The 23,558-nt window shown below is 32.7% G+C and carries 23 protein-coding genes; 18 read left to right on the forward strand and 5 right to left on the reverse strand.

Annotated features, from left to right (window positions below):
* Window positions 1-23: 23 nt before the first annotated feature.
* Together ileS and CN925_RS17475 are read left to right on the forward strand one after the other, a co-directional pair.
* Window positions 24-3,119, forward strand: a complete 3,096-nt coding sequence (gene ileS / locus CN925_RS17470) for an isoleucine--tRNA ligase (protein ID WP_098848034.1) — start codon at window positions 24-26, stop codon at window positions 3,117-3,119.
* An 818-nt stretch (window positions 3,120-3,937) separates the two neighbouring features.
* Window positions 3,938-4,600 carry a hypothetical protein gene (locus tag CN925_RS17475; protein ID WP_098848036.1) on the forward strand — a complete coding sequence of 221 codons (663 nt, stop codon included), beginning with the start codon at window positions 3,938-3,940 and terminating at the stop codon, window positions 4,598-4,600.
* A gap of 413 nt (window positions 4,601-5,013) precedes the next feature.
* On the opposite strand, the gene CN925_RS17480 is transcribed toward CN925_RS17475, so the two are convergent.
* Window positions 5,014-5,616 carry a LysE/ArgO family amino acid transporter gene (locus tag CN925_RS17480; RefSeq protein ID WP_098848039.1) on the reverse strand — a complete coding sequence of 201 codons (603 nt, stop codon included), beginning with the start codon at window positions 5,614-5,616 and terminating at the stop codon, window positions 5,014-5,016.
* 98 nt (window positions 5,617-5,714) lie between these two features.
* Here CN925_RS17480 and CN925_RS17485 point away from each other — a divergent pair, with 98 nt between their 5' ends.
* Window positions 5,715-7,136, forward strand: coding sequence for an aminotransferase-like domain-containing protein (locus CN925_RS17485; protein ID WP_098848042.1), 1,422 nt, complete (start codon window positions 5,715-5,717; stop codon window positions 7,134-7,136).
* A gap of 162 nt (window positions 7,137-7,298) precedes the next feature.
* Here CN925_RS17485 and CN925_RS17490 read toward each other — a convergent pair whose 3' ends face one another.
* Window positions 7,299-8,504 carry a cytochrome P450 gene (locus tag CN925_RS17490; protein WP_098848045.1) on the reverse strand — a complete coding sequence of 402 codons (1,206 nt, stop codon included), beginning with the start codon at window positions 8,502-8,504 and terminating at the stop codon, window positions 7,299-7,301.
* Window positions 8,505-8,764: 260 nt separating this feature from the next.
* On the opposite strand from CN925_RS17490, the gene CN925_RS17495 reads away from it, so the two are divergent.
* Together CN925_RS17495 and CN925_RS17500 are read left to right on the forward strand one after the other, a co-directional pair.
* Window positions 8,765-9,319, forward strand: a complete 555-nt coding sequence (locus tag CN925_RS17495) for a GNAT family N-acetyltransferase (protein ID WP_098848048.1) — start codon at window positions 8,765-8,767, stop codon at window positions 9,317-9,319.
* Between the two features lie 58 nt (window positions 9,320-9,377).
* Window positions 9,378-10,034 (forward strand): HAD family hydrolase, encoded by a 657-nt coding sequence (locus CN925_RS17500; protein ID WP_098848051.1) that lies wholly within the window; start codon window positions 9,378-9,380, stop codon window positions 10,032-10,034.
* 47 nt (window positions 10,035-10,081) lie between these two features.
* On the opposite strand, the gene CN925_RS17505 is transcribed toward CN925_RS17500, so the two are convergent.
* On the reverse strand, window positions 10,082-11,596 hold the full coding sequence (locus tag CN925_RS17505) for an MDR family MFS transporter (protein ID WP_098848054.1): 1,515 nt from the start codon (window positions 11,594-11,596) through the stop codon (window positions 10,082-10,084).
* Window positions 11,597-11,966: 370 nt separating this feature from the next.
* Between CN925_RS17505 and CN925_RS17510 the strand changes: the two genes are divergently transcribed.
* The 3 genes from CN925_RS17510 to CN925_RS21405 all read left to right on the forward strand — a co-directional run bounded on the left by CN925_RS17510 (window position 11,967) and on the right by CN925_RS21405 (window position 12,880).
* A complete protein-coding gene (locus CN925_RS17510; protein ID WP_098848056.1) occupies window positions 11,967-12,188 on the forward strand; it encodes an AbrB/MazE/SpoVT family DNA-binding domain-containing protein in 222 nt (73 codons plus the stop codon).
* A 77-nt stretch (window positions 12,189-12,265) separates the two neighbouring features.
* Entirely contained in the window at window positions 12,266-12,460 is a 195-nt protein-coding gene (locus CN925_RS17515; RefSeq protein ID WP_098848058.1) for a DUF6199 family natural product biosynthesis protein, read from the forward strand.
* A gap of 243 nt (window positions 12,461-12,703) precedes the next feature.
* Window positions 12,704-12,880 (forward strand): hypothetical protein, encoded by a 177-nt coding sequence (locus tag CN925_RS21405; RefSeq protein WP_180233008.1) that lies wholly within the window; start codon window positions 12,704-12,706, stop codon window positions 12,878-12,880.
* A gap of 178 nt (window positions 12,881-13,058) precedes the next feature.
* On the opposite strand, the gene CN925_RS17520 is transcribed toward CN925_RS21405, so the two are convergent.
* Both CN925_RS17520 and CN925_RS17525 read right to left on the reverse strand, forming a co-directional pair.
* On the reverse strand, window positions 13,059-13,226 hold the full coding sequence (locus CN925_RS17520) for a DUF3934 domain-containing protein (RefSeq protein WP_098848060.1): 168 nt from the start codon (window positions 13,224-13,226) through the stop codon (window positions 13,059-13,061).
* Between the two features lie 220 nt (window positions 13,227-13,446).
* Entirely contained in the window at window positions 13,447-14,367 is a 921-nt protein-coding gene (locus tag CN925_RS17525) for a DMT family transporter (RefSeq protein WP_098848061.1), read from the reverse strand.
* A 229-nt stretch (window positions 14,368-14,596) separates the two neighbouring features.
* On the opposite strand from CN925_RS17525, the gene CN925_RS17530 reads away from it, so the two are divergent.
* The 10 genes from CN925_RS17530 (at window position 14,597) to CN925_RS17575 (ending at window position 23,509) form a co-directional block, all read left to right on the forward strand.
* Window positions 14,597-15,079, forward strand: coding sequence for an Lrp/AsnC family transcriptional regulator (locus CN925_RS17530; protein WP_098848063.1), 483 nt, complete (start codon window positions 14,597-14,599; stop codon window positions 15,077-15,079).
* 91 nt (window positions 15,080-15,170) lie between these two features.
* Window positions 15,171-15,491: a helix-turn-helix domain-containing protein gene (locus tag CN925_RS17535; protein ID WP_098848065.1), complete on the forward strand. Its 321-nt coding sequence runs from the start codon at window positions 15,171-15,173 to the stop codon at window positions 15,489-15,491.
* 298 nt (window positions 15,492-15,789) lie between these two features.
* Window positions 15,790-17,055, forward strand: coding sequence for a S1C family serine protease (locus tag CN925_RS17540; protein WP_180233009.1), 1,266 nt, complete (start codon window positions 15,790-15,792; stop codon window positions 17,053-17,055).
* A 332-nt stretch (window positions 17,056-17,387) separates the two neighbouring features.
* Window positions 17,388-18,161, forward strand: a complete 774-nt coding sequence (locus CN925_RS17545) for an SDR family oxidoreductase (protein ID WP_098848069.1) — start codon at window positions 17,388-17,390, stop codon at window positions 18,159-18,161.
* Window positions 18,162-18,180: 19 nt separating this feature from the next.
* Window positions 18,181-18,930 carry a 2-phosphosulfolactate phosphatase gene (locus CN925_RS17550; RefSeq protein ID WP_098848071.1) on the forward strand — a complete coding sequence of 250 codons (750 nt, stop codon included), beginning with the start codon at window positions 18,181-18,183 and terminating at the stop codon, window positions 18,928-18,930.
* A 63-nt stretch (window positions 18,931-18,993) separates the two neighbouring features.
* Window positions 18,994-20,232, forward strand: a complete 1,239-nt coding sequence (locus CN925_RS17555; protein WP_098848073.1) for an acyl-CoA dehydrogenase — start codon at window positions 18,994-18,996, stop codon at window positions 20,230-20,232.
* 92 nt (window positions 20,233-20,324) lie between these two features.
* Window positions 20,325-20,894, forward strand: coding sequence for a TetR/AcrR family transcriptional regulator (locus tag CN925_RS17560; protein ID WP_098848075.1), 570 nt, complete (start codon window positions 20,325-20,327; stop codon window positions 20,892-20,894).
* Window positions 20,895-20,973: 79 nt separating this feature from the next.
* Window positions 20,974-21,375 (forward strand): acyl-CoA thioesterase, encoded by a 402-nt coding sequence (locus CN925_RS17565; RefSeq protein WP_098848077.1) that lies wholly within the window; start codon window positions 20,974-20,976, stop codon window positions 21,373-21,375.
* Window positions 21,376-21,406: 31 nt separating this feature from the next.
* Window positions 21,407-22,474 (forward strand): phosphotransferase family protein, encoded by a 1,068-nt coding sequence (locus tag CN925_RS17570; protein WP_098848079.1) that lies wholly within the window; start codon window positions 21,407-21,409, stop codon window positions 22,472-22,474.
* A 54-nt stretch (window positions 22,475-22,528) separates the two neighbouring features.
* Window positions 22,529-23,509, forward strand: coding sequence for a quinone oxidoreductase family protein (locus CN925_RS17575; protein WP_098848081.1), 981 nt, complete (start codon window positions 22,529-22,531; stop codon window positions 23,507-23,509).
* Window positions 23,510-23,558: the final 49 nt, after the last annotated feature.

Below are 23,558 nucleotides of genomic sequence, written 5' to 3' on the forward strand. Positions count from 1 at the left end.
AAAAATAAGAGAGGCGATATCATATGAAAAAAGAAAACAAGAAAGAATCTGTTCAAAATCGTGAAAAAAGGATTAGTAAACTTTGGTCTAAAGAAAATACATTTATGAAATCAGTTGAACAAAGGGAACATAATCAATCATTTGTTTTTTATGAAGGCCCCCCAACTGCAAATGGCTTACCTCATGTTGGTCATGCATTAGGACGTACGATCAAAGATGTGGTAGCTAGATATAAAACAATGGCTGGTTACCAAGTTGTTCGCAAAGCTGGTTGGGATACTCATGGATTACCAGTTGAACTCGGCGTTGAAAAGATGTTAGGTATTTCAGGTAAGGCAGAAATTGAACGTTATGGTGTAAAAGCTTTTCTTGAAAAATGTAAGGAAAGTGTTTTTACTTATGAAAAACAATGGCGTGACTTTACTGAGCAATTAGGTTATTGGGTGGATATGGATGATCCATATGTAACATTAGATAATTCTTATATCGAAAGTGTATGGAATATCCTTGGGACAATTCATGAAAAAGGTTTATTAGTAAAAGGTCATCGTGTTTCACCTTATTGCCCTAGTTGTCAAACATCACTTAGCTCACATGAGGTAGCTCAAGGATATAAAGACGTAAAGGATTTGTCTGCAACTGTTAAGTTTAAATTGCAAAATGAAGATAATGTCTATTTCCTTGGATGGACGACAACTCCTTGGACACTTCCAGCAAATGTAGCGTTAGCTGTGAATCCAACAATGGAATATGTTCGTGCTAAAAAAGGTGAGGAAGTATATATTCTTGCGAAGGCTTTAGTAGAAAAAGTATTAAAGGCTGATTACGTCATTTTATCAGAATTTCTTGGGGCCGATCTAATCGGAATTAGTTATTTACCACCATTTCATTTCGTAAAAGTTGAAGTTGGACATAAAGTGGTGAAAGCAGATTTTGTAACTGAAGGTAGCGGTACTGGAATCGTTCATATCGCACCTGCATACGGTGAAGATGATTATAAGGTTGTACAAGAAAATGGGTTATCTTTTGTCAATGTAGTGAATGAAAAGGGACAATATACTGATGAAGTACCTGGTTTTCAAGGGCGTTTTGTTAAAGAGTGTGATGTAGATATAGTAAGGTATTTAGCCGAAAACGAATTATTATTTAGTAAAGAAAAATATGAGCACAGCTATCCGCATTGTTGGCGCTGTGATTCACCATTACTTTATTATGCGAATGAAAGTTGGTTTATCAAAACGACTGTTTTAAAGGATGAGTTTATTAAAAATAATGAAGAAGTTACATGGCATCCTGAACATATAAAACACGGTAGATTTGGTAATTTTTTAGAACAAATGGTAGATTGGAATATTAGCCGTAAAAGATATTGGGGCACTCCATTAAATGTTTGGGAATGTGATTTGTGTCATCATCAATTAGCGCCAAAGAGTATAAATGAGTTATGTAGCCATTCAGTTGAAGAAATTGATGATTCAATTGAACTGCATAAACCTTTCGTTGATGAAGTCATTCTTAATTGTCCAAATTGTAAAGGGCATATGAAAAGAACACCTGAAGTAATTGACGTTTGGTTTGATAGTGGTTCGATGCCATTTGCCCAGTATCATTATCCTTTTGAAAATAAAGAAAAATTTGAACAACAATTCCCTGCGGATGTTGTCATTGAAGGGATTGATCAAACGAGAGGCTGGTTCTACAGTTTACTTGCGGTATCTACTTTATTTACTGGGAAAGTACCATATAAACGAGTATTATCACTAGGTCATGTATTAGATGAAAATGGTCAAAAAATGTCTAAAAGTAAAGGTAATGCACTTGATCCAGTAGAATTAATCGAAAAATATGGTGCAGATTCATTACGATGGGCTTTATTAGTAGACAGTGCGCCATGGAACCCGAAGCGTTTTTCTGAAAGAGTTGTTCAAGAAGCGAAATCGAAACTCATCGATACATTCGACAATGTATATAGTTTTTACAGTTTATATGCAAATTTAGATGGATTTAATGCAAATACACAATATGAGTATGAATCAAGTACATTGGATAAATGGATCATTTCACGTTTGCATAGCACAATAAAAAATGTATCTAAAAATTTAGAGGATTATCAATTTACAAATGCTGCAAGAGACATCGCTAAATTAGTAGATGAAGTAAGCAATTGGTATGTAAGAAGATCAAGAGAAAGATTCTGGTCAAATGGAATGGATAAAGAGAAGGCAGCGGCTTACTATACTCTGTTTGAAGTTTTAACAAAATTTAGTCAATTATTAGCTCCGTTTACGCCATTCTTAGCGGAAGATGTATTTTTTAATTTAACAAAACAAAGCGTCCACTTATCTGACTTTCCAGTTTGCGATGAAACACTAATCGACGCTCAACTTGAAAAGGAAATGGATGCAGTTCTAAAAGTAGTCGAACTTGGAAGAAGCATCCGAAATGCCAATTCATTAAAGATTAAACAGCCTTTAGGTAGTTTAACATTTGTTAGTAACAATGAGGAGATCGATTGGGATTTATATAAAGATATTGTATTAGATGAGTTAAACGTTAAAAAATTCCAACAAGTAAACAACGAAAATGAGTTTTCGATCTTAAAATTGAAATTGGATTTTAAAAAATCAGGAGCAAAATTTGGAAAGCTTTCAAATTTAATCAATAAATCACTACAAACATTAACAAATGAAGAAGCAAAAAAAGTAATTGAGAGCGGATATGTTACTTTATTAATTGAAACAGGAGAAACGGTTAAAGTCGACGCCCAAGATATTTTAGTTGAAAAAAGCGCAAAAGAAGGTTTTGCATCAGCTACAAATGGTGAATATACAGTAACACTCGACACCTTACTAACAGAAGAGCTTATCCACGAAGGTACGGTAAGAGAACTAATTAGATCGATTCAAGAATACCGTAAAGAATTAAACCTACCAATAAATATGCGTGTAGACATTGGAATAACAGCAAGGACAGAGTTTATTGAAATCATTGAAAAGTTTAAAGGAATGCTTGAGGAAAACTTATTAATGAGAAAACTAGTTGTAAAGAATCATGTGAACGGAAAAGAAATTAAACTTGGTGACTATCAAGCTGAAATTGAATTAGTTGCTTCTAATTGAATAGTTTAAAGAAAATGACAGACTAATAATGATTATAGTCTGTCATTTTTCTTATTAAATGACGTTAGCAAGGGATCTTATTTTTTTAATTAATGATTTAAAGCTTTCTTAATATAACTGTTGAAATAAAGTAGAATGATGAAAGGAGGATCAAATGATTTCTAAACAGAAGTGTTGATGGATAGTTGGAATGCGGATTTTCATTTGCAGTATGCGAAATTAAATTTTGTAATCCTACTGAAAATAGAAAGTTAAAAACGGTGGACTCTATGATCTCTCAAAACTACTTTCTTTGTCCAATTCAGTAAATATACTATCTGGTGGATTGATAAAGTGAAGAACTTCCTCGTTGCTACATTTGTACAGTCGAAAAATCTTTCTCAAGCATTCATAGCCACTTTGCGTATCTTATATAAACTCCCTCCTTTATTAGAAGATATTTCAGTAAAATTATAAATGAAAGTGAAAAAGACTAGGTAGGAACAATTTGTCCCTTTAGTTTTTTTAGATAATGAATTAGACTTTAATTACTTTATATTCATAGTACTTTAAATCATAATCCTAGGCTTACAAACAATGATAAAATTGTTACAGCGGCAATATTAGTGGTATTGTCCCGCATGAAGATATTGAAGAAGACATCGTTACTTTTGTAGATTTTGTGAATTTTTTAACATGTGTCTATAATGATAATGGAACAGATTTGGAAGGATTGTTGGTTGGATATAAAGAAATAAAATCTTCATTTTTTAGATTAATAGATTCAAAAGTATTAGATACTAACAACCAAGCCATACAAATGAAAGGAATCATATCTAATGAAAAAAATAACTAAAGTTTTTTTATTACTATTTTTAATTGTTTTTTTCTTATATATGTATAAAGCGATCACTACGCCTAAACCAATTGGTTACTATGCTGGGGAGGATGAGAAAAAACTGTCTTATAACGGAGTAAATTATTTGTACATTACTTCCGAAGTTAATGAGCAAATAGGTAATAAATTAGGAATAATTGTTAATGAATATAACTACCAAAAAAAGTGGATTAACTTCGATCTATATAATTTGTTTTCAGTGAAAGATGAGGCATACAGACTAAGCGAATATGGAGAAAAAGACTATTTAGTTATTAAATCAAATCCAATCATGGAAAGCATTACAAGTCTTTATGTTAGTGCAGAACAAAAAAGTTTACCTATACAGTTTATCCCTAAATTAACTTTTGCTGAAGAGAACAAATTACCTATTCTAACTAATGATTACTTTTTAGTAGGCTCTATTAGAGATGAAAATCTAATTGGAAATAAATTAGCTGCAGTTGAAATAGAAAATAAAAGTATGAATATTTTGTCTATCAAAGAAAGTGTGAAAGATGAATGGATAGCCTTAAAAAATGGTGATAAATATGATGTTTATTCAAAGAAAAGAGATTTGCTAACGAGTATTCCTACTAAACTATATTTGGAGTTGGAAATATAGGTGTATAATATCTATGATTTGATATGACACCAATTTTACTCCAATAGGGGAATGGTACAATGGGTGTTCAGAATCCGGCTGCAAAGTTTGGCAGCTAAAAATTTTCCGGGAGGTGTAATACAATGGCTAAAGTAGCTCGTGCTCTTTCAACTTATATTAGGGGCTTTTTTATTTTGTCCAAAAAAGGAGGTGATTAAAGAAAAAATCAAAAACGGTGATGAATTTTACTCCATTTTGTAAGAATTGAAGAAACTTACTAACATAATCTATTAACAATTATTTATCAATTGCTGTAAAAAGGTTCAAACAATTATCAATAGCAAGGAATAATTGATGAAGGGACATATGTCTAAATTGGTGATAGAACATATGTAGAGGATAATCATCATTCAATTATCCCCCCCTTATGTACATTAAATTAATCCAATTAAAAGATAAATAGCAGTTCCCCAAATAAACAAGGCGGAGCATTTGTTGAATATGTTCATTAAGCCTCCTGTATTGTCTACCTTCTTCATGACTGAGCCTGCGAATGTTAATCCAAAAAACCAAATCCAAGATACTATAATACATGCGATCGTAAAGTAAACTTGTTCCCATCCGACATATTTTAATGCACTTGTTCCAATTACTCCGACAGTATCTAAGATTGCATGGGGATTTAATAAGGAAACTGATAATGCAAAAATGATTTGTTGCCTACTAGGTAATGCACTGTTCGATTCAATTGCTGCTGGTTTAGACATCCAAATAACATACCCCATGTAAACTAAAAACAAAATACCAGCAATCATCAGACTAATTTTTAGCCATTCAAATTGTAGTACGATTGTGGAAAGTCCAAAAACAGCTAAAAGAATTAAAAAAGTATCACAGATCGAAGCAGTAAGAGTCGCAGGAAGCGCTCGAATTAGTTTGGGCTGTGTGGCACCTTGTGAAAATACAAATACATTTTGTACCCCTAAAGGTAAAATAAGTCCGAATGCTAGGACTAGACCATGAATAATGGCTTCCATCTAATCAACTCCCTTTCAATTACTATCTTACTATGATAAAACTAAAAGAAAACAACCAATTGGATGGTTTTATATCCACCCAATTTAGGGGGAGTTAGATGAAATGGAAACTAAATCGTGATTCTCATTTGACACTTCAAGACCAAATTGTAGATTGGATAAAATCTCGTATTGAACGAGGTGATTGGTCTGTTGGCACAAAGATTCCATCACAGCGGCATCTAGCATCGCAATTTGATGTGAACCGCAGTACTGTACAACTTGCACTTGATGAATTAAGGGCAGATGGTTTGATCGAATCAAAAATGGGTTCAGGGGTATTTGTAGCAAATAATTCTTGGAATGTATTATTGAAAAAATATCAACCAAATTGGCACAGACATATTGAATCAAGTATTCATAAACCAAACTTCCATACGATTCAACTCATAAATGAATATGAGCAGATGGATCATATCATACGGCTTGGTACAGGTGAATTATCACCAGATTTACTACCAACTAAACAAATAGAAGATTCGTTAAGAAAGATTTCACTTGATTCCAAAGCAATTGGCTATTCATCTCCGCAAGGGAGTGAAAAGCTCCGAAAAATTTTATGTAATTATTTAAAAAAACGTGGTATTGAATCAACACCAGAGAACATTTTAATTGTTTCGGGTGCACTTCAAGCACTTCAATTGATTGCTGTTGGATTATTAGAAGAGGGATCCATTTTATTCCATGAACCCTTTTCGTATTTAAATTCAGTACATCCCTTTCAATCTAATGGAATGCAAATGATTTCAATTTCAAGGGAATGTCAATTAAAAGATAATTTACGGGCGCATAAAGGAAGGAGGCAATCTTTATTCTACTGCGTTCCAACACTTAACAATCCAACAGGTTATAATTGGTCATTGGAAGAAAAGCAATATCTTTTTAATACATGCAAGGAGCTACAAATTCCGATTATTGAAGATGATGTGTATCATGAATTGCTTTTTGAATCAACTCTACCAGCTATAAAATCGTTTGATAAATCAGGACAAGTTCTTTATATAGGGAGTGTTTCAAAAACACTTAGTCCAGGATTAAGAATTGGTTGGGTTGTTGCACCTTCACCTGTAATTGAACGATTAGCTGATATAAAAATGCAAACAGATTATGGTTCAAGTGCCTTTTCACAAGAAATCGTATCTCACTGGATCTCAAGCGGTCTATACGAAAAGCATCTTATAAACCTCCGAGAACAATTACAAAGAAGAGCACTATTCGTAGAAGAAATTTTAGAAAAGAAATACACAAAAATAGCTTCATGGAAAAAGTCTGAAGGTGGTTTCTACATATGGCTCAAGTTTCATAAACCGATTGTAAATAAGTCTTTCTTTTTAAAATTACTTAAAGAAAATATATTGATTAATCCAGGGTATATTTACGAACCAAGAGATTTATACCATATTCGTCTTTCGTATGCCTATGCATCATTGGAAGAGTTAAAAAAGGGGTTAACTATTTTACTACAAATAAGTCAACTGTAATTATTTAGAGGTAGATATGTTTTGTATCTGGAAGTGTTGATAATAAAAAACGATTTCAAACTATGAGAAAGAGCACCGAGATCTCGATGCTCTTTTTTGTTATGCTGTTACTCAAATTAATAAAAAATTTTCTCTTTGAAACTAGCTGAATTTGATCGAACTTTACTGAACACTTGCCTGAATCTTTAAGCTTTCAAACCCACGAAATGCAACATTTTTACGTCGAGTCGGTTCTTCAATTAAAACTGGATTAACTAAATGTTTAATCAGTTTTTCAATTGCAATTTGCCCTTCTAGTCTAGCAAGAGGGGCACCTAAGCAAAAATGTGGACCAGATGAAAATGATAAATGTTTAATAATTTTTCGAGTGATATCAAATGTTTCAGGATTATTAGTGACTGCTGGATCGTAGTTGGCTCCACCTAATGAAACCATAAAGTAATCACCTTTTTTGATCGAATTTCCAAAGAATTTAAAGTCTTCTCTAGCCCATCTCGAAGTAAAAATAACAGGTGATTCATATCTTAATATTTCTTCAATAGCTGAAGGAATTAATGTTAAATCATTTTTTAATAGCTCCAATGCTTCAGGATGTTTTAATAATAAATAATATCCATTCGTGATTAAATTAACAGTAGTTTCATGGCCAGCTATTAGTAAAAGAAGACAACTTGCGATCATTTCATCTTCACTTAATTTATCTCCAGATTCCTCTGCTACGATTAAATGGCTGATTAAATCCTCTTTAGGTTCAATTCTTCTTTTAGATATAAGATTTCTGAAATAATTAGAAGCATCAAGAATATCCTTTGACACTAATTCTAAATCCTTCATAGTCGTATTAAAATCTATAAATTTTATAAATGCTTCTGACCAATTGCGAAATAAATCGCGATCTTCTTTAGGAACACCTAAAAGGTCCGTTATGACAAAGACAGGTAGTAAATATGAGAAATCACTTATGAGTTCGTGGGTAAATTTTCCCTTCATATTTGCGATAATATGATCAGCAATTTCATTTACCGTAACCCGTAAATTTTCAACCATTCTTGGAGAAAAAGCTTTGTTCACAAGATTTCTTAGTCTTGTATGATCAGGAGCATCTCGAAATAACATCATTTTTCGATTTATTGCAATTGCGGGCATAACACTTTCAGGTATTTGTTCAGGTGGAGCGACTTTTGTTTCTTCTTTTATAAAACGGGGGTCTTTTAGCATGACTTCTGCTTCTCTATAGCCTGTTACTAGCCAACCGGTTCTTTGAAATAGCTCTGTGTAAAGCACAGGACTAATTTTTCTTGCGGTACTAAAAAATGAGTATGGGTCTTTGTAAAAATGCTGTGGATTCATTTTTAACTGATTATTCATGTAACTGTTCTCCCTTATAAATGAAATGAGTCTATTTATTTCTATTTCTGTGAAAAAGGATTATTACCAAATTTTGGATGGTATAAAAAAAGAATACTTATCCACTGAATGATTTTCATGAGGAATTAGGTATAAATGAATAATAAATAAATCAAATGAAAATTAAGAAGATTAAATCATGATTTATGGTAAAATAAGGTACTTCAAGTATACAAACTAGGTTTATGAGATTATTCGACGTGTAAGAAAGGGGTAATTTGATGGACTTTCCAATTTTAGAAACAGAAAGATTATCATTAATGCAAATTACACAAAAAAATGTTGATGAGGTTTTTTCCATTTTTTCAAATAAAGAGTTAATGAAATTCTATGGTATGGACCCCTTTACTGAAAAAGATCAAGCTGTTAAAATGATCGATTCATTTCAAACTAGATTTGAAAATCAACAAGGAATGCGTTTTGGAATAGTAGAAAAAGAATCCAAAAAATTAATCGGAACAATTGGATTAAATAATTTAGTTTTACATGCTAGAAGAACGGAAATTGGTTATGATTTATTACCTGAATATTGGAGAAAGGGATATATGTCAGAAGCAATTAAGGAAATTACATCATATTGCTTTAATCAACTAGGATTATATCGAATTGGAGCTATTATTTTTCCAGATAATACAGCTTCATCGACATTAGTTGAGAAGTTACGGTTTCGAAAAGAAGGATTACTTAGAGGCTATTTAGTTCAAGGAGACCAGTCATATGATTTAAACGTATTTTCACTTATTAAACCTGATTGGGAAAAATTAAACGAACAATAATAAATTGAAATATTCATAATATAGTAAAATAGTCCAATGAAGGAAAGGGAGAAATAGAATGATTAAAGCTGTAATTTTTGATTTTGATGGTCTAATTGTCGATACTGAGTCTGTTTGGTTCGAAGCATATAAGGAAGTACTACAACGATATGAAGTGGGGTTAACTTTTCAAAAGTTTTCAGAAGTTGTAGGAACAAGTGATGAAATTTTATTCGATTTTATTAATTCAAATTTAAAAGAACCAATTGAAAAAGAACTGATCGAAGAAATGGCTAAAGAGTTAGTTGATGAGAAACTACTCGAGCCTGCACTTCGAGAAAGTGTAGAAGATTATTTAGTTTCAGCAAAAAATGCAGGATTAAAAATAGCGCTGGCTTCTAGCTCATCAAGAGAATGGGTAGAGGGCTTCTTAAAAAAATTAAATATTTACGAATACTTCTCAGTCATTAAGACGAAAGATGATGTGAAGAATGTAAAACCAGACCCGGAGTTATATTTAAAAGCAATTGAGGCAATTGGTGTTCAAGCTAAAGAAGCTATCGCATTTGAAGATTCGTTGAATGGATTAATCGCTGCAACAAAAGCAGGATTACACTGTGTAATCGTTCCGAATCAAGTTACATCACATTTAGAGTTTGAGAATCATAGTTTAAGATTATCATCTATGGCAGAAAAATCTTTAGAAGATGTAATTAAGCATATAATAAACAAGTAATATAAATTAAAAAACCATTCCACAAAAAGACGGAATGGTTTTTTTCGTTAAATAGAATTTACTTCCTTTACTTCACTTGCTTCATCTTTCTTTATTAAAATTTCCTTTTTCAGACCCCAACAAATTAAAAATGTGAAGATGGCAAGCACAAAAGATACCCAATATAAATCTTGGAATGCATGTGTAAAGACTGTTTTTACTTTTTCAAGTAAGTTAGGATCAAGATTAGGTGGAATCATACCATTTTCTACATTTTTTAATTGTAGTAATTGATCCATCGTAAGACTTCCAGCTAATGACTTCATCCCTGATGTAATTTTCGTAGCTAATAGAGAACCAAATAAACTAAAGCCAATTGTCATACCAATGGATTGAAATAACATAACGGAAGATTGAGCAATCCCAACATTATCCTTTTCAACTGATTCTTGAACAATTAATGCATTGTTAAATAATGCACCAAATCCAAGGCCAAGAATGATGAAATAAATAACGAATGTAAAAATTGATGTGTGAGCAGAAATATTTGTAAGTAAATAGAAACCGACTATTGGAATGATAAATGAAATACCGTAAATATTTCGATAAGGGAATTTATTCATTACTCGACCAGCAATTATACTTGCACCCATTGCTCCAACCATAATTGGTAAATTTAAATAACCAGATTCAGTAGGTGTTAAACCGAGTACATTTTGCGAGAAGAATGGGAAAGATGAAAGTGACCCCATGATCGCAAGTACAAATACAAATACTAGTGCCGAAATGACAACGAAATTTCTATTTTTAAATAAGTGCAATGGGATAATAGGTTCTTTTGCTTTTGACTCTACAAAAATAAATAAACCTAGTAAAATAGTTCCTAAAATTAGTAAACCAATCATTTTAGGATCACTCCATGCATACCCTTCTGTTTGATGAAGTACAGGAGTCAGCAGATAACTTATTAACATAGTAACTAGTAAAATCCCACCAAACCAATCTATATGAATCTTTTTGTCTACTTTCGTTTCATTTAATCCTATTGCTAATAAAATTGCAGCTAAAACTCCAACTGGAATATTGACTAAGAAGATCCAGTGCCATGAAATATGCTGTACAAAATAACCTCCGATAAGCGGTCCAAGTAGTTGAGGTATAAACATGACAGCTCCGAAAATACCTTGAAGCTTAGCACGTTGTTCAACAGGGAAACTATCTCCAAAAATGACCATCGCAAGCGGCATTAACCCACCTGCACCAATCCCTTGAATCCCACGACCGATTAAAAGAACTTCCATAGATTGGGCTGTACCACTAATAATCGATCCAGCCATAAATAATCCCATACTAAATAAATATATTTTTTTCCTACCATATAAATCCGCGAGCTTGCCGAGTATTGCCATAAAGGAGGTCATCGAAAGCATATAAACCCCACCGACCCAGCCGTAAAGCGCTAAACCACCCAAATCCCTAATAATTGTTGGCATAGCTGTTGCAACGACCGTCTCGTCTAGCTCTGAGAAGATGACTCCAATCATTAGTCCTATTAATATAAGAGTCTTGTTATTTTCTTTCATCCTTAACCTCCCTAGGAACTTTCATGTATTATTCAATTGATTCATTGAATACGAGAAAAGAAGAACATTATAGACGAAAACCAAACTACAAGTAAATCCATTTTTTCTACTACCTTAATTTATTCTTTACTTCGTTTAAAAATCCTTTAGGTAGTATCGATCTTATTTGTAGTTGTTTGAAAAGCGGGTGATGCGTGGAAAACTTTAGAATATGGTCCACTTTTAAACCCTGCTCTTCAACCTTGAAAAAAGTTTAAAAGCGGATTAAAGGTGAAAAAATACCTATTCGAATTTTAATAGGAAATGGTAAAATATAGTAAATAACATAAGGCATTTAAATTACATAATTACAAAAAGGTAGGTGGGATTCATGGAAAGAAAGATAGTGAAAATTGGAAACTCATTAGGTATAATTCTTCCTGCTACAATCATTAAGGAACTGGGTGTTTCACAAAAGGATACTGTTGAGCTTGAATATAATTCGGAATTAAAAACTCTTACTATAAGTAGTAGTAACTCAGTAGCACCCAATTACTTTGAGCAAGAAATTAAGAGTACTGTAGAAAATTATCTTAAAGAAAAAGGATTATAAAGTTTTGATAAGTGTATAAGAGTAATAGAATATTTAATGCGGAACAACTTCAAAAACTATTTTGGAGGGTATCTTATATGTTTATAGGAATATTACTCATTTTATTTGGATTTTTTCTAATAGTGGCACCTGAAGCATTTTGGGTTGTTACAGAAAGTTGGAAATCCGATGGTGCAACAGAACCATCTTCTTTTTATAAATGGAGTACACGATTTGGAGGAACAATGTGCGTTTTAGTTGGTGCTACTAGTATCATCGCGCCAATGTTATAATCTAAATTCATGTGTGAAGTTATTCGATACCTTTTTTATACATAAAAAGGATAAAAATAGCAGTTGAGATGAATTCCATATGGGAATTAGTCTGTCACTTACTTTTCTATGAAAAGACTGCTTTATAAAGGAATATTACTATTTTGAAATTCCTTTTTTATTGAATGAACGCTTGCGACTGTTTAATGAAGGATTTAAGATAATGAAAATATTGTAGATTGAGTTTGAAAAGGAGAGCGTAAAATGAATCATATGAGTCTAATCATTACGTTAGCACAATTAATAATTCTATTTGCAGTAGTGTATATCTTGATTAAGATTGTTAAAAAAATAAGCTTATTTGCAACAAAAAATTTGTTTGTTTCAAATAAAAAAATTGAAGAATTAGAGCAAAGAATAAGTAATTTAGAGAAAAAATAGATCAATAGGGAATTTATAAAAGGTCCTAAGGTTTACTCAAATGGACAACCTTTTTTAGAGCCAAAAATAAAAAAACCTTATTCTAAAAAAGAAAAAGGTTACTATTTAACATGGTTCGTGGTAAAGAAAATGGTTATAGCCCAAATAAAATGAAGATAAAAATAACTATTAATTATGATTAGACATTTGAATTATTATTAGTTGTTTTGGAACTGCCATTTTTTTTAGTACCTTTACTAACATATGGCTTCGCGTTTTTTGCTTTCTTTGCACTCGCTTGCCACCTATTCCAACCCTTCTTATCTGTACCTCTACCTGTACCGCCTTTAGCTTTAGCTTTACTCATATAAACACCTCATACTTATTATACACTAAGTATCATACAGTTTTTAGCGTTTGTTTTAGTAGAAGGGAAAAGTCTGTTCTGAGTATAAAATATTAAACGAAAGAATGTTGTTAAATCAACATTCTTTCGTTTTGTTTTTTTAAATTTCATGGCTGAAATCTACCTTTTGGACGGCCTTTTATTTAATATTTGTTCATTTAACTAAAGCAAGTTTGACTCTTTAAGCTGGAGCCTTTATTGTTTCTCTTTTCATTTGATTGTTTTTCATTCCATTTGTTTTAAAGTAAGTGAATAAGAAACTACCTAATATAACGATTATGCTGCCAATTCCTTGAACCCATGTCATTTTTTCATTTAATATGAAAAACGCTAAAATAGCTGTGAATATTGGATTGAAATTTAGGAAAATACCTGCTGAAGTTGCTCCAATTTTTTGGACCCCAATATTCCAAAAGAGCATACATAAGACTGTTGAAATAATCCCCGTATATAAAATTGAGAAGATAAATGAGCCATTTATATTTACAAATGTAAAATTTGAGAGATTAAAAGGTATGATTGCAACAAGCCCAAATATTCCTGAGTATAGTGTAGACAGCATAGGTGATACAAGTTTCGTTGCCCATCTACTACATACTGAATAGATTCCCCATATGCATACGGCAATGACCATCCATAAATCACCTATATTAAACTTCATTGAAAATAATAGATTCATATCTCCTTTTGAAAGCACAAGAATTACCCCAAAGAAGGAAATAATCATCGAGAAAATTTGTAAAAAGTTCATTCTTTCTTTTAAAAATAAAGATGAAAATAACGCAATGGAGATTGTATTTAAGGTTGATATTAATCCAACATTCGTTGCAGATGTCTTTTCTAATGCCATAAATTGAAAAAGATTAAAAAGGACAACACCTGTTACTCCCATCATGATTAATGGAAGAATAGCTTTTGGCGGAGGTAAAATTTTCTTTTCTTTCCACCATACGATTGGTAATAATATGATAACTGCAATTCCCCATCTTAGAGTAGTCAACGTCATTGGAGAAGCATGACCAACAAGTGATTTTCCAACGACAAAATTTCCTCCCCATAAAAAACTTGTTAATAATAACAACAGTATATATAAGATTGGCATATCTAAACCCCCTAATCACTGTTCATTTAAGGTGAAAAAAGACTATACACAGTGATTTCTTACTATTTTTAAAATAGTTTAACACAATTGTATGTTTTACCGTATAATATTTTGTATATTAGAATAAATACGAAATAAAATTAATTAATGGTATCGTTTTATGGAATATAATTCACTTTATATGTTGAATCCAAAGCGTTTTCCGAATTATTGAAAGGGAGTAGTTAAAGTGGAATTTCAAGGAAATAAAGTATTAGATGAAGTAGATCTTAAAATTTTAGATAAGTTACAAAAACAAAGCCAAATAAGCAATACAGAACTAGCTAGACATGTGAACTTGTCACCACCAGCTACACATGCGAGAGTTAAACGATTAGAAAATGAAGGCTATATCGATCGTCAAGTGGCAATCTTAAATCAAGAAAAGCTAGGATTTGACTTACTTTGTTTTATTTTTATCAATACAAATATCCATCAAGCTGAACAATTAGAAGTGTTAGAGAAAGAATTAAAATCCATGCCTGAAGTATTAGAGTGCCACTTATTAACAGGAGAGTACGACTATTTATTAAAAGTAGCGAACAGGGAACGGAAGGAATTAGAGAACTTTATTCGTAAACTTAATCAGCTTGGAATTACAAGAATTCAAACAAGTTTAGCTTTAAGAGAAATTAAATATTCTACTGTTTTGCCAATTTGTGAAGAAGAATAATAGTTTGTATCGATGATTGTGATTTAGAGAAAAATTTTTGAATAAAGGTTAATGTGTACCTATGTTGAATTAAACTAACAGAGGTGATCATATGAAAAATTATGTAATAGCTATATCGATATTTCTTTTAGGAATATGCATTGTGATTGGAAGTTGGATGATTTCTAGAGGGTTGAAAACAGAAGTTTCAGCCAAGCAAGCTGTACAACATCAATTATTAACTCAGTCGGAATTAGTTGAATATCTAGGATTAAGTAAGGAAGAAATTCAAAAACTAACAGAGTTATCTAATGGAGACGGTAGTTATACGAGTGAACTCCCTCACATAAAAATTGGATATGAATTTTACTATCCTAAATCAGCAATCGATAAATGGTTATTAAATGTGCAAGTAACAACAATTCCTAATTAATGTATGTTGAATAGAGATGAAGTTATTGCTGAAGTAACTTGGAATTAACATTCAATAATCCGTGCAATAATAGAAGAGTATAAGCTGCTTATCTGCGGCTTTTTTTATTGCATTAAAGATAAAGTTAAAGAATATATATAATAAAATCGAGTTTATTTAAAGATTGAACTTAATAGTTAAAGAAATGATTTATGTGCCAATATTTAAAAGGGCTGTTTTTTTTATGTCATTTTTTTGCTTTGTATGTACTCTCGATTGGGAGATAAACGTAAGCAAAACAAATGAAAGGGTGTTTGGAATGAAAAAAAAGGCATTCGTGACCATTCCACTTTGTATTGTATTGGCGATCTTAATTGCTACATCGTTTGTGCTCATTTCAACGAAACCATCTACCCCTTACATACTCAAACCTCAACAATTAGCTGAAACGACAAAGCCTGCGGTTGTTCGAATTGTTGATTATGCGATTGTAAAGTGGACGATTACTTTAGAGGATGAACGCGTAACGAGGGTGTTGAAGAAATGGGATTATAAGACCGAACTTGACGGTTTTGGGTCAGGGGCTATTATTAATTCGGACGGTTATATCGTAACAAACGCTCATGTTCTCATTTATTCTCATCAATTGAGCGATCATGATATTGTTTCTGAGGCATTTTCAGTTCTTGTGGATGATGTTGCAATGGAAAATAATTGGACACACAAATCGACAGATGCGTACTTAAAAAAGTATATTAGTTACGAAATCTTACAAAAAGGCGTCGATGTATACTTACCAACTGTAGATGATCCTATAAGCGCGGTCGTCAAAAGTTATCAGCAGCCTACCGATCATGGAAAAGATGTAGCTCTTTTAAAAATCGATGGTTCTAACTACCCTACGATTCCACTTGGAAATAGTGATTCTATTCAAGATCAAGACAATATTTGGGTGATTGGCTACCCGGCTGCGGCAGATTCTAGATTGCTTTCCATGCATAGTTATGTTATTCCGACGATGAATAAGGGGCAAATCTCAGCTATATCAAAAACAACATTAACTGGTAGTCCGGTCCTTCAAATCAATGCAGCATCTACCCATGGAAATAGTGGCGGACCCATCATCAATAATAAAGGACAATTGATTGGCTTACTCACATTCCGAGGAAATACAGTAAATGATCAAGAAGTGCAAGGATTTCATTTTGCGGTACCTGTGAACACTTTGAAAAAAGTTGTAAGTAAAGCAGACGTTAAAGATACAAATGGCCAAACTGATAAATTATTCAAAGAAGGGTTAACTTTCTACTGGGCCGGCTATTACAAAAATGCACTGTCAAAATTCGAAGCAGTCCAACATATCTATCCGAACCACCCAGAAGTAAAACGATACATCTATGAATCTAAACAAAAAGTTGGTTTAAGCAAAACACTTTGGGCTGAACACAAAACAAGTTTTTATATACAAGATGTTATCGCCAGTTTACTAATCCTCATTCTTCTTCTTTACACTTTCACGTTTAATAGTGAAAATAAATCAAATACCTCATCTAAAACACCATCACCTGATAATGGATCCGATTAAACTAAAAGATTATAAAACATGAAATTGAATAAAGTGCTTCATAATGAATGAAACGGCTCCAATTTGTTTTTCATGGGTTGCAATTGGCATGAATGAGTTGGATAAAAGATAATACTAAAAACCAATTGTAGAGCTACAAACAAATGGAGCCGTATAGTAATGGTTATGAGTCTTGATGAAAAGTAACATTAAAAGCTAAATAACACTTAATATTGAAAATTCAGAATTTTTCTTGTATTATCTAATTAGCTAACATACCGACTGGTTAGTATGTAGTTTTGAGCTATAATAGGGGGCTTTTGAAATTTATACTAATTTTAGGAGGAAATAAAATGCACGTTAAAGAGTTATTTGATTTAACCGGGAAAGTAGCAATTATAACTGGTGGTGGACGAGGTCTTGGTGAACAAATTGCGAAAGGATTTGCTGAAGCGGGAGCAAATGTTGTACTTTGTTCTCGAAATGTAGAAGCATGCCAGGAAATCAGTGAAGAATTGAAAAATCTAGGTGTAGAATCTTTCGCGTTGAAGTGTGATGTTACAAACAAAGAGGATGTGCAAAGAGTAGTTAATGAAACAAAAGAGAAATTTGGCCGAATTGATATATTAGTAAACAATAGTGGTGCTTCTTGGGGAGCACCAGCTGAAGAGATGCCATTAGAGGCATGGAATAAAGTAATGAATGTGAATGTAACTGGTACGTTTTTAATGTCTCAAGCAGTAGGGAAAATCATGTTAGCACAAAAATCCGGAAAAATCATCAATATTGCATCAATTGCTGGTTTAGTAGGGACGAATCCAAACGTAATGAATGCAGTTGGTTATAGTGCAAGTAAAGGTGCAGTGATCAGTTTTACAAAAGATTTAGCTGCGAAATGGGGTCCGAGTGGTATTTATGTTAATGCATTAGCTCCTGGATTTTTTCCGACAAAAATGTCTAAAGATGTTATTTCCCACGGAACGGATCAAATAATAGAATCGATACCGCTTAAGAAATTTGGAAATGAAAACGAGTTAAAAGGTGCGGCATTATTTTTAGCAGCGCCGGCTTCAAATTATGTGACTGGGTCTGTTCTAGTTGTCGATGGTGGAACATCAATCGTTTAATCAAAAAGGAGTTTTGTAAATGGGTAAACTTCATCTTTTGATGAAAAAAGAAGAAATAGATGTTCAAAAATTAAACGATGAAAAAATAGTAGTCGTTTTTGATGTATTACTTGCTACTTCAACAATTACAGCTGCATTAGCGTTTGGCGCTAAAGAGGTCATACCTGTTATGAATAGACAAGAGGCAGTTCTTTTCACAAATAAAAATTTTGATAAAGAATATTTATTAATAGGGGAATATGAAGGAAATACAATTGAAGGTTTTCGATCTCCTAATCCATTAACTTTAAAGAAAGTTGTTTCAAATCAGTCAATCGTCTTATCAACAACGAATGGAACAGTAGCGTTAAAAAATTCTCAAAATGCAAAGAGAGTATACGCCGCATCAATTTTAAATGCATGCGCAGTTGCAAATCACTTAAGACAAAACTACAAAGAAGAGTCTGTTATTTTAGTCTGTTCAGGGTCGTCAGGACATTTTAATATGGAAGACTTTTATGGTGCAGGTTATTTTATTGAGTGCTTAGTAAATGAATCATGTCTTTTCGATTTATCTGAAGCAGCTAAATCTGCACATTATTTTTACTTAGGATTGAAAGAAAAATGTAATGAGATTTTAGCGGAATCGAATGTTGGTAAAATGTTAATCCGTTATGGATTTGAAGAGGAATTAAAATTTGTTTGTAGTAAAAGTATGTTTAATGTTGTACCAATATTTGTAGATGGTAAAAGCGTAGTGAATGTCAATCTTTCAAAGGAAACTATTTAAATAGTGTACTATTAAACTCTTAAACTTGATTGATAAAAAACAGGGTGTGAAAGGGATGATTGAATGGATTTTTTCTATTCGCAAAAAAGTAAAGAGCTTCAATTAAAATTAACGAAATTTATGGAAAACTATATTTATCCTAATGAACGGATATACGAGCAACAGTTAAATGCACAAGAAACTAGGTGGTGTAATATACCTCCGATTATGGAAGAATTAAAACAAAAAGCAAAACAAGCGGGTTTATGGAATTTATTTTTATCTGAAAGTGACTTAGGAGCAGGGTTAACGAATTTAGAATATGCTCCATTATGCGAAATTATGGGACGATCTTTGATTGGACCAGAAGTGTTTAATTGTAGTGCACCAGATACAGGGAATATGGAAGTTTTAGAGAGATATGGTACGAAAGAGCAAAAAGAAAAATGGTTAGAACCACTTTTAAATGGTGAAATTCGTTCTTGCTTTTCAATGACCGAACCTGAGGTCGCTTCTTCTGATGCGACAAATATTGAAGCGAGTATCAAAAAAGATGGTGATTATTATATTATTAATGGTCGAAAATGGTGGTCATCAGGAGCCGGTGATCCTAGATGCAAAATTGCAATATTTATGGGCAAAACGAATCCGGACGCACCTAAATATGAACAGCAATCTATGATTCTAGTCCCTTTAAATACACCTGGTGTAAAAATCGAGCGGGTATTACCTGTTTTCGGTTATGATCATGCACCGCATGGACATGCAGAAATTACATTTACAAATGTAAAAGTTCCTGCAAGCAATATTTTATGGGGAGAAGGAAAAGGGTTTGCGATTGCACAAGGTAGACTAGGTCCAGGTCGCATCCACCATTGTATGAGATTGATCGGTGCTGCCGAACGGGCACTCGAAGAAATGTGTAAGCGTGTTCAAACGCGAGAAACATTTGGTAAGCCGATTGCAAATCAAGGCGTAGTTCAAGATTGGATTGCTAATTCAAGAATCGAAATTGAGCAAGCTAGATTACTAACCTTAAAAGCTGCATATATGATGGATACTGTTGGTAATAAAGAAGCGAAAGCAGAAATTGCAATGATAAAAGTCGTCGCGCCATCAATGGCTTTAAGAGTAATTGATCGAGCTATTCAAGCCTTTGGTGCTGCTGGTGTTTCTGATGATTATACATTAGCTGCTCAATGGGCAAATGCCAGAACGCTAAGATTAGCTGATGGTCCTGATGAAGTACATCGAGCACAATTAGCCAGATTAGAATTAAAAAAACATGCTGTAGAAAAAAACTTCTCATCAATAAAAAGTTAATTTAAATGAAATGATAGATTGAGGTTATGATCAAAACATCCCTTGTATCATGATATAATTCTACTTAATTTTTAAGATTGCGAGGATTTCTTATGAAACAAAAAATAAAAGCACATTCTATACAGCTATTTGATAAAAAAGGATTTACGAGTACATCCATTCAAGATATCGTCGAATCAATCGGTGTTACAAAAGGGACTTTTTATTATTATTATACAAGCAAAGAACAGCTTCTTATGGAAATTCACCTTCAATTTATTGAGGAATTATTAAATGAACAGGAAGAAGTTATTAATGATTCAAGGAAAAGCTTTTCAGATAAGCTATTTGAAGTGATTTATTTAAGCTTAATGGACATCAAAAAGCAAGGTCCAAGCGCCAAAGTATTTTATCGTGAAATGAGACATTTAAGTCCTGAAAGCTTAACAGAAATTAAGGCAAAAAGAGATGTATACAGATTTAATATTGAGAAACTTCTTTATGAAGGAATTAAAAATGGTGATGTAAGATCAGATTTAGACGTACCAATTGTTTCATTCGGTATTTTAGGTGTTATGAACTGGAGCTATGAATGGTATAACGCTGAAGGGGAAAAAAATGCACTTGAAATAACGAAGTCATTCCAAGAAATGATCTTAAAAGGGATTAAAGTAGAGGAGTAATTATTTGTCTCCTTTTCCTTTACATACCGACTAGTTAGTATTGAAAAATACAAAATAATCGATAAAGGTAGGTTGATTTATGAAAAAATTCACCGTTACACCTAGATTTTGTGAAACCGATGCATTAGGACATATAAACAATACTAGTTACTTTATCTATTTAGAAGAAGCGCGAATTAAATTCTTCCAATCTCTTGGTTATTCAATGAATTTAGATGATTGGAAGTTTATTCTAGCATCTACAAAATGCGATTTTGTGAATCAAGGTCACTTTAATCAAAAAATGACAGTCTCTACTTATATTTCAAAAATTGGAAATAAAAGCTTTCATCTCGAACATGAAATTTGTTGTGAAGAGACAAATCAATTAATCGCAACCGGTAATGCGATCATCGTATTTTTTAATTTCAAAGAGCAGCGTAGTGAAGTACTTCCTGAGTTATTTAGAGAGCAGTTAGAAAGACATTTAGTTGTAAAATAAACTGAATTTTCTAATAGGAAGAAGGGCTAATATGGCTGAAAAATTAGAATTAGAAACGATACAAGTTCGTAAAGGTGAAGAGTTAAATCTTCAAGTTTTACATAGATTTTTAGCAAAAAACATTGAAGGTCTTCCAGATGGAGAATTAGAAATCCGCCAGTTCTCAGCTGGTCATTCAAACTTAACCTATTTACTAAAAATTGGTGAATGGGAAGTTGTGTTAAGAAGGCCGCCACTCGGTCCAGTTGCTCCAAAAGCACACGATATGAAAAGAGAATTTCGTATTTTATCAGAAATTCATCCTCACTTTTCGGCTGCACCTAAACCAATTTTATATTCAGAAAATGAACTAATTGTAGGTAGTCCATTTTTCATCATGGAAAGAAAAAATGGTGAAGTATTTGATTCTTCATTTCCTCCATATTTAAATGTAACAATTGAAGATTGTAAAAGATTATCTACTGTAATGGTAACTAAGCTGGTAGAATTACACTCCATTGATTATACAAAAACAAAACTCCTAGAAATAACGAAACCTGAAAATTTTATGGAAAGACAAGTAAACGGTTGGATTGGACGGTATAACAGGGCAAAGACTAGTGAAATTGCCGAGGTTGATCAGCTAATGCGTTGGTTAATCAATCATGTTCCAATAAATCATCAGTCATCAATCATACATTATGATTTTAAATTGAATAATTCGATGTTTAGTCTCGATTTAAAAGAAATGATTGGACTATTTGATTGGGAAATGGCAACAATTGGTGATCCATTAGCTGATTTAGGTGTAGCTTTATGCTATTGGATTCAAAATGATGATCCTGATTTATTAAAATTTGGCTTAGGTAAGCCACCTGTTACGATTCAAGAAGGATTTATGACAAGAAATCAATTTATTGAGGCATATGCAAAGAAAAGTGGGAGAGATTTATCAAACATTCATTACTATATGGCTTTCGCCTATTTTAAATTAGCGGTAATCGTTCAACAAATCTTCTATCGATTTAAAGCTGGACAAACAAATGATCAGCGTTTTGCAAAGTTTGACCAATTTGCTGAAAATCTGATTAGAATTGCCAATCATGTAGCAGTTAAATAGATTCATATGAAAGAGATTTTTATACGTAAATAAAAAACTGAAAGGAAGTTAATAATGCAATCAATTCAATTTAAGCAATTTGGTGGTCCTGAAGTATTAGAAGAGGTAGAACTCGAAAGACCAGTACCTAAGGGGAATGAAGTATTAATTGAAGTATATGCAGCAGGTGTCAATTATGCTGATACTGCACGAAGAGAAAATCAGTATATAGTCAAAACTACTTTACCATATATACCTGGTGCTGAAGTTGCTGGAGTTGTTGTGGGAATTGGAGATGAGGTTACTTCAGTTAAAATTGGTGATCGAGTTGTTTCAATGTTGGAATGTGGTGGTTACTCACAGTTTGCATTGACGAATGAGCGGTCGATTATTCATTTACCAAACGAAATGGATTTTAAAATAGCTGCCGCACTACCTGTCCAAGGATTAAGCGCGTATCATATTTTAAAAACGATGGGTATGTTAGAACCAGGTGAAACCGTTTTAGTTCATGCAGCAGCAGGTGGGCTTGGTACATTAGCGGTGCAATTAGCAAAGCTTTTTGGAGCCGGTAAAGTAATCGCTACAGCAAGTACAGGCAAAAAATTACAACTAGCAAAAGAGATGGGAGCCGATGTATTAATCAATTATACAGAAGTAGGCTGGGAACAAAAAGTACTAGAAGCTACAAATGGAAAAGGTGTAGATGTTGCCTTAGAGATGGCAGGTGGCGATGTTTTTTATAAAACGTTAGATTGTTTAGCTTATTTCGGAAGATTAGTTATTTATGGTGTAGCAAGTGGTGAGCAAAGTAAGTTTTACCCATCTTCATTAATGGCAAAAAATCAATCAGTAATTGGTTTTTTCTTACCGCCTCTTTTGAGAAAAAAGGCATTAATTAAACAAAGCTTAGAAGAGTTATTTACTTATTTAGCTGAAGGAAAATTAAAAATCACGATTGGCGAGGTATTTCCATTAAGTGAAGCTGCCAATGTCCATACGTTATTGCAATCAAGGAAAACTGTTGGAAAGGTGATTTTAGAGCCTAGAAAGTAATGAATTTTTGATATGATAAACGGTGATTCAGATGAAACGGGGGGAATTT

The organism is Bacillus sp. AFS055030 (assembly GCF_002574545.1).
In the GTDB taxonomy this organism is placed as follows: Bacteria; Bacillota; Bacilli; order Bacillales; family Bacillaceae_G; genus Gottfriedia.